Here is a 10,042-nt window from a genome sequence, read left to right as displayed (position 1 = left end):
CGCTGTTGTTGCAGGAGCGTGCAAGGCATCGATCGAAGCGCGAAGCGCGGCGAAAGGGGCAGGGATCAAGTAAGGCGTTTTAAGGCAACACTGAATAAGTATCGCCGTCGTCATGATGCCTGGAAGGCTCGCAGGGTGTGTAGCGCGGCGCCGGGAAGACTGGCCGTCTTGCCAAGCCGCGCGGCGCAGCCTGCGGGCCTTCCAGGCATCACCCATCTCTTTAAATTCACTAGTTGGGCCAGCCCTGTCTGTCCGCATGCCGCAGGTACCCGTCTCGACGATGCGCCAGTCTGCCTTCGCCGACGGCCCTATGGCCTGCGAACAGACAGGGCTGGTGACGACGGCGATACTTATTCAGTGTTGCCTTAATCTAATCATGCGAACGATGGCTCCCTCCCCTGCGCGCAGAGCCTGCCCCGGACTTGATCCGGGGGGAGGGTTGGGGTTGCACGAGCTTGCCGCGTCGTTGGAATCCATCGCGAGATTGCGTAACCCCACCCTAGCCCTCCCCTACTACGCAGGGGAGGGAACAGATGGCAGTACGCTGGATTCTCACGTCATCAACGGCTCCGCCACCACCTGCCGCGCACTCAACACCGTACCTGCGGATGCAACGATGATCGCCACAATCGCCGACCATTGCAGCGTGCTCAGGTGCTCGTTGAGAAAGATCATGCCGGCCATCGCGGCGAACGCAGGCTCCAGGCTCAGCAAGGTGCCGAACGTGCGTGCAGGCAGACGCGTCATCGCAATCATTTCCAAGGTGAAGGGCAGGGCGGAGCTCAAGATCGCCAGGCCCAGAGCAAGCGGCAGCAGGGGCAGGGAAAACAGCGCCTGCCCGGCATGCGCAATGCCGATCGGCATCGCAAACAATGCGGCGATCGACGTGCCCCACGCCACCGCGTCGGTGCCGTACTTCGCGCCGGCCTTCTTCCCGAGCACGATATACAGCGCCCAACACACGCCAGCGGAAAGCGCGTACACAACGCCGATCGGATCCAGGTGCGTAGTTGTGCTTCCCGGCGGCATCAGCAACACCAATCCGATCGCCACCAAGGCCACCCACACCACATCCACCCAGCGGCGCGAATGGAACAAGGCAAGCGCCAGCGGCCCGGTAAATTCCAGCGCCACCGCAATGCCCAGCGGAATACGATTCAACGCCAGGTAGAACACCAGGTTCATCACCCCGATCGACAGCCCATAACCCCACAGCGCACGCCAATCGCCACTCTCCCGCCGCATTCGCCACGGCCGCCGCAACACCAGCAGCACCAGCGCACCAAGGCCTAACCGATAAGCCGTCGCCCCTTGCGCGCCTACGGCCGGGAAAAGATGCTTGGCGATCGCCGCGCCGCATTGATACGAAGCCATGGCTATCAGCAGGACGCCAACGGCCAGCAGCAAGGGAGCGAGCGAGGTGGCGCGAGAGGAGGGCATGGCGAAGTCTGTGGGGGAGGCGGGATGTGAGTAGGCCGTTATAGAGCTAATCGTTTTGGCTTGTCACTACGGCTGCGGTGATCTATGCCATGGAACATGGAATGCTGCTCTGGCTTTGCCATCGACAGCCCATACTCGCACATGGGATTTTGCAGACCTTCAAATGCAAAACGGCGCACTACCCAGAGGTACGCCGTTTTGCCTGGAATAATTGGTGGAGCGGAGGAGGATCTGGCACCTGGACGCTGGCACCAGGACACTTGCTTTTCAATTGCCTCCGAATGAGGCGTAGTTTGCCGTTGCCGCCCGGCGACCCCTAGCAGTAACATTCTATCCTTGGACAGGGAGACAGCGGATGCGTCACTGGTGCATCATCGGGCTTGTCATATTGCTCGCGGGACGGTCGCTCGCGGGTCACGCCGCCGCGTCACCAATTCCGCTCTCGAAAGACCCCAATCTCGCCGCACTCAAAGCCCTGCTGGCCGAACCCGAGAACCGGGTGGACCTGGCACAGGCCGAGGTCACGATCGAGCGCATGATCGATCCGACAGTGAAACCTGCGGCCACCCTCCACGAACTGGATGCCTGGGCCGATCGCGTGAGCGCCCGCATCCCACCGGGTGCCTCGAACATGCAGAAGCTGGTGGCGTTGAACACTACGCTCTATCAGCCAGGGCCTTGGAACGACAACCGCCCCTTTGCCTACGATTTCGATGATCCACTGGGCAAGGACATCCAGAACAAACTGCTCACGACGTACTTGAAGACCCGCAAGGGCAACTGTGTGTCCATGCCTATGCTCTACGTCATCCTGGGTCAGAAGATCGGCCTGGACATGACACTGGCGACCGCGCCGCTTCATGTTTTCGTGAAGTTCCACCAGGACGACGGCACCTGGCTCAACGTCGAGGCCACCAGCGGTGGCACGCTCCGCGATCAAGGCTACGTGGATCAGTTCCACATCCAGCCGCGCGCGTTGCTCACCGGAATCTATCTGCGCCCGTTGAGCAAAAAGGAAAGCGTGGGCGTATTGATCGACACTTTGGAAGAGTTCTACGCGCACCACCGCGCGCCGGAGTTCCAGCTCGACTTGACGGAGCTGGCTCTGGGGAACAACCCCAAGGACGTGCTCTCCCTCTTGATGCGGGGCAGCGCTTACTACCACTTGCTGCAAACGCGCTACCTGAGCCGGTATGCACGCCCAGAAGACATTCCGGCGAGCCAGCAGGCCGACTATCAAATGCTGAGCAACAACAATCTGATGCTGTTTGCAAAGGCCGAGCGCCTGGGGTGGCGTGAACCCACCGTCCAGGAAGACGTCCATTACCTTCAACAGATTCAGCACGACAAGGCGAAATAGAGGGGTAATGATGAAAGTTTTGCTTTCAGGCTTGGCCATGCTGGGCCTTCTCGCGATCAGTCACCAGGCACAGGCGCGCTACATCCAATCCGATCCCATCGGATTGGCCGGCGGCGTGAACACCTACGCCTACGTCCAAAACAATCCACTCACCGCGATCGACCCCTTGGGCCTCGATGCGCTGGTGATCGCAGGTGGCCATATCGGCGGGAGCCTCAATATCTTCGGCCACGTCGCCAACGCGGTGACAGGCGGGGGCGTCTTTTCCTACGGCAACGACACGAATTTAGGCAGCAACGTCCAGGCTTATTTGACGAACCAGATGGCCCTGCGCAACCAGATGGTGACCTACATTCCCACCTCTCCTGAGCAGGACGCCCAGATGCTTGCCTATTACGCGCTGCATCCGGGTCGGAACAGCGTAGGCATCTTCGACAACTGCGCCGCGCGCACGAACCAGGCACTCAACGCCGGCGGGGTGCCCACCCAGGACATTCCCTTCCCAGGTGGCCTGTCTCGCGATGTGGGCAGCATCCCCGGAGCACAGACATTCTTCATCCCTCAGGGTGGCCCGATTCCCCAAGGGCTCATGAACCTCCTTCCCGGTTTTGAGCGGCACTGATGAGCGTCTCCGTCAAGATCGTGGTGGGGCTCATCGTGGTGATCCCCTTGCTCTACATCGGCTCGTGCAGCGCGGTGTCGCATCAGCGCGAGCGGGGCTTCGACCAGGTGAAAGAGGGCGACACCGAGCAGCACGTGATTCAAGTGATGGGGCAGCCGACCGATCGGGAGACACCGAGCTACCGCCTGGCGAAATACGGAGCGCCTGAATGCGCCGCACCATGCGTCCAGAGGCTTTGGTATTCGAACAAGATGAGCCTGATAGGAGAGGCCTGGTCCGTTGAGTTGGATGGGGCAGGAAAGGTGGTGCATACCGCCCATCTCACCTCGCCTTAGGCGTTTCACATCCAACCGGTGTGATCAACGCTTTGGGTCGAGAGCCGGGTTCTTTTAGCTGGGGGACGTCGCTTGGACAAGAGCATTTCCGGATTCCAGGCGCTGGACTTCTGTCGGTGAGGGCAAGGGAGATAGTGATCCTAAGCCAGCAGCTTTAAGCGATGGTGAAAAGTGACGAGGTTGCCCACCCGGAGCGACTGATCGCACGTGCAATCCATGCGCTGCAGACAACGGTGGCAAAGATGGGTATGTGTGCGCTGTCCGCCAATCCTTCTAGTCCACTGCTCTGGGCGCATTACGCACAAAGCCACACGGGATTGTGTGTTCAGCTTCAACCGCATCAGGATATGAATACAGCGCCACCTATCCTGTGCTCACGGACATCCTCGAACCAGCCAGCAACGCGATGTATTGCCGATGCTTCGCAAATCGCCTGATTGGGCTTATGAGGAAGAGTGGCGCCTGGTCTCTCAAGGGCGCGCCAGTTTCTACCAGTCCTTTTCACCGGTGGCGATGGGCGCGGTGATCCTGGGAATGTGCATCAGTGATGCGGATCGCGCATATGTTCCGGACCTGATGGATCAACGGGAGCGGCGCTACGATGTGCGCCCTGTGATCTATCAAGCCGAGCGCCACCCGCGGCGCTACCGCATCAGGTTCAAGCGCCTTCCATAACGATAAGATCGAGCGAGGAGTAGGCATGAGCTGGTACGGGCCTGATTCTTTGTATCTTTATAGGCCGGTGACCAAGATAGTTACTTCCATGTCGGCAAATTGTGGCTGATGTCTAATTGAAACTTTCGAAGATGACAGCTCGACAACTTTTACGGCTAGATCACCTAAAACCTCGATGCTTGTAGCCTCGTTAGGGAATGCGATCGGTAAGACAAAATCTGATTGATTACTGCCCGCCTTGATCGTTAATTTGAAGCGCTGAGTAAAGGTACCGTTTGAATAGAGCTTGTAGTAACCACGATCCCAGGTCTGAGACGATACAACTTGATGTCTAGTTAACTTTTCTCTTTTAGACGAAGGTACGTTCTCTTCGATAATATGTTTGCTTATCTCTGCGAATTCCAACTTCCAGCCGCCTGGTAACTCAAGGGATTTCACTAGTGGTGAGATCCACGGAAGAATTGCGATGACGATGAGGCAGACCGTGATGGAGTCAATTTTCAAAACGGGCCAAAAGAGGTGAGCGAGTACAAACAACAACGCTCCAAGCGAAATAATTTGTCGAAGCCTTTTCATGGGAAGGGTTTGCTCAACTGCTTCGGAGGATATGGGGGACATTTTCTTCGCCTCGTTACCTGGCATGCGTGCAAGACGTGAATCTATGCCATGACTACGAAGAATAGAAACACCACGCTCTCGGCTAAGATTGCGTCCGGAGAATACGGCTAGGGGAGTTGGGTGGTATTTGACGAATTGCGCGCCTTGCATGCACGCGACCGAGCGGTAGATGCCAGGTTCCGTGCAGGGGCTGTGGTCTGCCGCACAATCAAAGCCGACCCTTCGCGACTATTGAGTCTAAGGACCTCCGGGTACGCATATATGACGCATGCCTGCCGAAGGGGGCCTTTTGAAATCATGTACGTGCAGAAGATGGCGGTAGCGTGCGTTGAATCACTTGGAAGCTGGCGCTAGGGATTGCGCGGAGAACTGCTCGGTACAAATTTGGCACACCCTGACTGCCGAACTGTGCCAAATAAAGCAAAACAGCGACAACCGATGCAATCGAATGTCGCTGTTTTCATGGGATAAATTGGTGGAGCGGAGGAGGATCGAACTCCCGACCTTCGCATTGCGAACGCGACGCTCTCCCAGCTGAGCTACCGCCCCACGCGAGCTGCATATGGTAGCAGCGCAGCCGGGAGGCGCCAAGCCTCAGCGTTACCCCGGCAGCAGCGCGGTAAGGCGGTCGAACAGCACCTCGCGGCGCCAGCCTTCCAGAGCGTCCGGCCATTGGGCGGTCACCACGAATTCCTCCATCACGCGGCGCGAGCAGAGCAGGCCGGGAGGCAGGTCGAGCTGGGCGGCGCAGCTGTCCACGTATTGCTTCATCTCGGACAGGGCTTGCTTGGCCTTGCCTTGGGGCACCGGCGGGATGGGGTTGGTATGGGCGATTTCTTCGGCCGAAACGGCGGGCTGCAGCAGTTCGAACAGCTCGACGCGTTGCGCCGAACGCAGTGCTCGCTGGCCGGCGCTGCGCTGTTCCAGGTCACCGAGGCGCTTCGGGGGATGCTGGGCGATGCTCAGGGCCAGGGCATCTTCCAGCAACCATGGTCGCGGCTTGTCCAGTTGCCGTGCAGTGGCGTCGCGCCATAGCAGGATGCGCCGCAGCAGTGCCTGTTGTTCGCGCGGCCATTCGGCGGCGGCGCGATAGGCCAGTTGCGGTTGCGGGTCGCCTTCGCGCGGGCAGCTCTTGCGCTTGAGGCGCTCGCAATCTTCCGCGTGCCATGTGCTGCGATCGCGTTGCGCCAGGCGCGCGGCGAGTTGCTGGTGGATGCTTTCCAGATACACCACATCCAGCGTGGCATAGTCGCGTTGTGAAGCAGTAAGCGGACGCTGCAGCCAGTCCGAGCGTGTCTCGCCTTTGTCGAGCTCGGCGCCGACGAGTTCCGCCACCAGGGCGCGATAACTGATGCCCAGCCCCATGCCGACGAAGGCCGCGGCGATCTGCGTATCGAACAACACGCGCGGGCCTTCCGGCAGCCATGGCGAGAGCGTTTCCAGATCTTCGCTGGCGCTATGCATCAAGGTGATCACGCTGGTGCTTTCCAGCGGCTGCAAGGCAGTGCCGATGTCGAACGCAAGCGGATCGACCAAGGCGTAGCGACCGTTCACGCCCAATTGCAGCAGCGCCAACTGCGGATAGAAGGTGTTGCGGCGCATGAACTCGGTATCCAGGCCGAGCACGGCACCGGACGACAGCGCGGCCAGCCATTGTTCAAGCGCGCTGTGTTGTGCGATCCAGTCGGCCTGGGGCGGCGGTGAGAGCAGGGGCATGTTCGTTCCTTGAGATCACGGAACACGCAATTCGCGATTGCCCCGTCATCGGTGGTGCCATATGGTAAGCAGCGAACCATAGCAGGCCAGCCACGGAACGCCCACCATGCCGAGCAAGGAAACCGTACAACGCCAACGCGCATTCGGCGGGGCGCTGGGTGTGCTCGTGCTGGCGTTCGGCCTCACGTATCACTTTTTTCCCGAGATTTTTCATGTCAGTCCGGAAGAAGTGGCCAACCCCAGCGCGCCCGGCGTGGGCCGTGCGGCGCCCTCGACACCGGTTCGTGCCAATCCGGCGATCCCTTCGGCGCAGGATGAAATCAACGCCGGTCCACCGTTGACGCTGGCGCCCACCGCGGTGATCGCCGCGCGCCTGTCGCGCAAGCCGGCGCCGTTGCCGGAGCAGCTGAGTGCCGATCCGCCCGAGGTGAAGGCGCTGTTGGAACGCGCCATCAAGGCCTATCAGGCCGGCCACATGGTGGGCGACAAGAACAGCGCCGCCGTGCTCTACCAGCAGGCGCTGAAGCTCAAGCCCGATAGCCGCGCCGCCGTGCAGGGCCTGGACGAGGTGCGTACGCACCTGATTGCGCAGATCACGCAGGACATCGCGGTGGGCGATTCCGAATCGGCAGGCACGCTGCTGGATAATCTCAAGGCGCTGCCCAATACCGCCAACGACGTGGCGCCCCTGGAAGCCAGCATGAAGACGCTGCTGCAGGTGCGGCCGATGCTGGCGCAGGCGGCGGCCTTGCTGCAGCAGGGCAAGGTGGACAAGCCGGCCGGCAACAACGCGCTGGAGCTGTATCGCCAGGTGCAGAAGCTCGATCCGCAGAACGCGGTAGCGGCGCAAGGTGTGCTGCAGGTGCAGCGCGTGGTGCTGGATCGGGCGCTGGCCGCGGTAGCGCAAAACGATTTTGCCGGCGCCGAACAATCCATGGCCGAAGCCACGCCGATCCAGCCCGATGCACCGCAGCTGCGCGAGGTGCGCAACCAGATCGACAACATCCGCCAGCAACGCGCCGCCAACGTGCTGGCACAGGCACGTTCGGCGCTAGACGCCGGCAATATCGATCTGGCCAAGCAACTGGCCGGGCAAGCGCAATCGATCAGTCCGCAACTGGCCGGCCTCGACGAATTCGAAGTGCGGCTTACCAACGCGCGCCTGTACGCCAGCTTCAAGCCGGGGCAGGTCTTTACCGACCGCTACGTCGACATGAACGGGCAATCGCCCACCATGGTCGTCGTGCCCACCGGCAAATTCATGATGGGTGCGCCGGATGACGAACCGGGCCGTGCCGATTCGCAGACGCCGCAGCATGAAGTTGCCATCAGCAAGGGCTATGCGCTGTCGCAGACGGACATCACCGTGGGGCAGTTTCGCGAATTCGTGCGTGCGAGCGGCTACAAGCCCGAATCGGTCACGCAAGGCGGCGCCAGCGTCTACGACGAACGCACCGGCGTGATGCGCGACGTATCCAACGCCACCTGGCAAGACGACTACGCCGGTCACCCCGCTACCGACAACCTGCCGGTGGTGAACATTTCCTGGAGCGACGCGCACGCCTACGTGCAATGGCTGAGCCAACGTACCGGCAAAAAATTCCGCCTGCCCAGCGAAGCGGAATTCGAATACGCGCTGCGCGCCGGCAGCACCACGCGCTACTGGTGGGGCAGCGGCACGCCGAAAACCAAGGTGGAAAACCTCACCGGCTCCGCCGACCGCTCACCCAGTGGGCGCCGCTGGAGCCACGCCTTCCAGAGCTATGGCGATGGCTACTGGGGCCCCGCGCCGGTGATGAGCTTCGCGCCGAACGCCTTCGGCCTGTACGACATGGACGGCAACGTATCGGAGTGGATGGAAGATTGCTGGCACGACAACTACGTGCGCGCACCGGTGGACGGTAGCGCCTGGGTCAATCCCGGTTGCGGCACCCGCGTGATCCGCGGCGGTTCGTGGGGCAGTTCGCCGGAACAGGCCAATTCGGCGTACCGGCAGGGTGCGGATGCGAGCATACGCAGCGGGCGCGTGGGGTTTCGCATCGTGCGGGAGTTGTAGCCTGCTCGCTTTTTTAGCGACGGCATCGCCACCATGTAGGCTGGGATGTAATCCCAGCACTGTCATGCACGTATAGATGGTGATGCTGGGATTTGCATCCCAGCCTACCTGCTATCGACGTAACGCCACACCCCAAACCGCCGTTACGTCGCCACCGAGCCGCCACTCTTTGAAAGGCCGGCGCGGCGCGATCAACGCAGGCAGTCTCGCGTCATGGGTGTAGGCGTAGTAGGTTTCCATCCATGCAAGTTCGTCCTGGAACGTCCACGGGAAAAGATCTTGCTTGATCGGCGTGATCTTGGCGAAGCTGCTCGGGTCGCGAACCGCATCGATCACCAGGTTCGCCAGGCGCGCAATGGCGTGATCGTTTTCCCGGTATAGATCGATGCCGCGCCGTTGCACCAGCTCGGCCGTGAACACCAGCGGCAGCAGGGCGAAAGTGTGGTAATGCAGGGCACGGTTGCCGCGCTTCACTTCCCGCTCCAATGCGCCGTTGGGACCGATGTCGCGAATGCCTTCGCGTGCACGGATCAGGCCGGAGTCGATCAGGTTCGGCTGGTTGGTCACGGTGCCGATGGCGACCAGGTTCAGGCCGGCCCAGTAGACGAGGTTGTTGTGCAGATGGTTGATCGCATTCGCATCGCGTGTGGCGATGGCGATGCGCTGCAGCCATGGATCGATCACCGCCAGCTTGTTCGCGTTGGCAGCCTTCACCGCATCCGGCGTGCGCAGCAGCACCATGGCGAAATCCGTGCCCGCCCACGAGCGTTCGTAATAGCCCTGGTAACCGGAGATCGGCCCCATCAGCGCATCCGCACGCGCCCAGCCATGCAGAAGGTCGAGCGCGCAAGACCAATCGCCCGCTTCGGCCGCCTTGTTGAGCTTGGCGATAAAGCCGCGCATCGGCTGCACCGCCTGCGCGTAACCCGCCGCATCGTCATAGAAGCCAGGTGGATCGATGCTCTTCAATGGCGCCGGCACTTCGCAGGCGTTGGCAACCGGGGTGGCTACGAGCAACAGCGCGAGAAGGATTCGAAGCGATCGATGCATGCTCACTCCTTTGACTGCGGCGGGTAGGGTGTACTGGTCAAGTGTTTTCGGACACGTCGATAGGGGAATCTAGGTGTGGCAGCGCTCGAAGTCGTTGGGTGAGCGGTAGCCGAGGGTGGAGTGAAGGCGGTTGGCGTTGTAGAAGTTGACGATGTAGTCAGTAATGTCTT

At 60.9% G+C, this 10,042-nt stretch carries 10 protein-coding genes and 1 tRNA gene; 5 read left to right on the top strand and 6 right to left on the bottom strand.

What is annotated here, in order from left to right; translation table 11 throughout:
• Positions 1-552: 552 nt before the first annotated feature.
• A complete protein-coding gene (gene rhtA, locus ACTHNE_RS01305; RefSeq protein ID WP_440268374.1) occupies positions 553-1,440 on the bottom strand; it encodes a threonine/homoserine exporter RhtA in 888 nt (295 codons plus the stop codon).
• A gap of 355 nt (positions 1,441-1,795) precedes the next feature.
• Here rhtA and ACTHNE_RS01300 point away from each other — a divergent pair, with 355 nt between their 5' ends.
• The 4 genes from ACTHNE_RS01300 to ACTHNE_RS01285 all read left to right on the top strand — a co-directional run bounded on the left by ACTHNE_RS01300 (position 1,796) and on the right by ACTHNE_RS01285 (position 4,432).
• Positions 1,796-2,800 carry a transglutaminase family protein gene (locus ACTHNE_RS01300; protein ID WP_440268373.1) on the top strand — a complete coding sequence of 335 codons (1,005 nt, stop codon included), beginning with the start codon at positions 1,796-1,798 and terminating at the stop codon, positions 2,798-2,800.
• Between the two features lie 37 nt (positions 2,801-2,837).
• On the top strand, positions 2,838-3,422 hold the full coding sequence (locus ACTHNE_RS01295; protein WP_440268372.1) for an RHS repeat-associated core domain-containing protein: 585 nt from the start codon (positions 2,838-2,840) through the stop codon (positions 3,420-3,422).
• The gene (locus tag ACTHNE_RS01290) at positions 3,422-3,757 is read left to right on the top strand and encodes a hypothetical protein (protein WP_440268371.1); all 336 of its coding nucleotides are present in this window, start codon (positions 3,422-3,424) and stop codon (positions 3,755-3,757) included. Before ACTHNE_RS01295 ends, ACTHNE_RS01290 begins: the two co-directional genes overlap by 1 nt.
• Before the next feature lie 417 nt (positions 3,758-4,174).
• The gene (locus tag ACTHNE_RS01285; protein WP_440268370.1) at positions 4,175-4,432 is read left to right on the top strand and encodes a hypothetical protein; all 258 of its coding nucleotides are present in this window, start codon (positions 4,175-4,177) and stop codon (positions 4,430-4,432) included.
• 57 nt (positions 4,433-4,489) lie between these two features.
• On the opposite strand, the gene ACTHNE_RS01280 is transcribed toward ACTHNE_RS01285, so the two are convergent.
• From ACTHNE_RS01280 to ACTHNE_RS01270, 3 genes are all read right to left on the bottom strand, one after another.
• Positions 4,490-5,200 (bottom strand): hypothetical protein, encoded by a 711-nt coding sequence (locus ACTHNE_RS01280; RefSeq protein ID WP_440268369.1) that lies wholly within the window; start codon positions 5,198-5,200, stop codon positions 4,490-4,492.
• A 323-nt stretch (positions 5,201-5,523) separates the two neighbouring features.
• Positions 5,524-5,599: transfer RNA gene (locus ACTHNE_RS01275), tRNA-Ala, on the bottom strand.
• A 51-nt stretch (positions 5,600-5,650) separates the two neighbouring features.
• Entirely contained in the window at positions 5,651-6,766 is a 1,116-nt protein-coding gene (locus ACTHNE_RS01270) for a ribonuclease D (protein WP_440268368.1), read from the bottom strand.
• Between the two features lie 106 nt (positions 6,767-6,872).
• Between ACTHNE_RS01270 and ACTHNE_RS01265 the strand changes: the two genes are divergently transcribed.
• Positions 6,873-8,822, top strand: coding sequence for an SUMF1/EgtB/PvdO family nonheme iron enzyme (locus ACTHNE_RS01265; RefSeq protein WP_440268367.1), 1,950 nt, complete (start codon positions 6,873-6,875; stop codon positions 8,820-8,822).
• A 111-nt stretch (positions 8,823-8,933) separates the two neighbouring features.
• Here the strand turns inward: ACTHNE_RS01265 and ACTHNE_RS01260 are convergent, their stop codons facing one another.
• Together ACTHNE_RS01260 and ACTHNE_RS01255 are read right to left on the bottom strand one after the other, a co-directional pair.
• Positions 8,934-9,872: a mannuronate-specific alginate lyase gene (locus tag ACTHNE_RS01260; RefSeq protein ID WP_440268366.1), complete on the bottom strand. Its 939-nt coding sequence runs from the start codon at positions 9,870-9,872 to the stop codon at positions 8,934-8,936.
• A gap of 69 nt (positions 9,873-9,941) precedes the next feature.
• The coding region (locus ACTHNE_RS01255) for an IS3 family transposase (protein ID WP_324942441.1) at positions 9,942-10,042 on the bottom strand (101 nt) is incomplete at its 5' end.

The organism is Dyella sp. (genome assembly GCF_051954575.1).
Lineage (GTDB): Bacteria > Pseudomonadota > Gammaproteobacteria > Xanthomonadales > Rhodanobacteraceae > Dyella_B.
Note: the sequence above shows the minus strand (reverse complement) of the source record. Positions and strands in the feature narration are given on the sequence as shown.

Bases quoted from the DNA above. Each gene is read 5' to 3' on its own strand.
- ACTHNE_RS01280 (WP_440268369.1), bottom strand. From the start codon at position 5,200: ATGCAAGGCGCGCAATTCGTCAAATACCACCCAACTCCCCTAGCCGTA.
- ACTHNE_RS01295 (WP_440268372.1), top strand. From the start codon at position 2,838: ATGCTGGGCCTTCTCGCGATCAGTCACCAGGCACAGGCGCGCTACATC.
- ACTHNE_RS01290 (WP_440268371.1), top strand. From the start codon at position 3,422: ATGAGCGTCTCCGTCAAGATCGTGGTGGGGCTCATCGTGGTGATCCCC.
- ACTHNE_RS01285 (WP_440268370.1), top strand. From the start codon at position 4,175: ATGCTTCGCAAATCGCCTGATTGGGCTTATGAGGAAGAGTGGCGCCTG.
- ACTHNE_RS01270 (WP_440268368.1), bottom strand. From the start codon at position 6,766: ATGCCCCTGCTCTCACCGCCGCCCCAGGCCGACTGGATCGCACAACAC.
- ACTHNE_RS01265 (WP_440268367.1), top strand. From the start codon at position 6,873: ATGCCGAGCAAGGAAACCGTACAACGCCAACGCGCATTCGGCGGGGCG.
- ACTHNE_RS01300 (WP_440268373.1), top strand. From the start codon at position 1,796: ATGCGTCACTGGTGCATCATCGGGCTTGTCATATTGCTCGCGGGACGG.
- ACTHNE_RS01260 (WP_440268366.1), bottom strand. From the start codon at position 9,872: ATGCATCGATCGCTTCGAATCCTTCTCGCGCTGTTGCTCGTAGCCACC.
- rhtA (WP_440268374.1), bottom strand. From the start codon at position 1,440: ATGCCCTCCTCTCGCGCCACCTCGCTCGCTCCCTTGCTGCTGGCCGTT.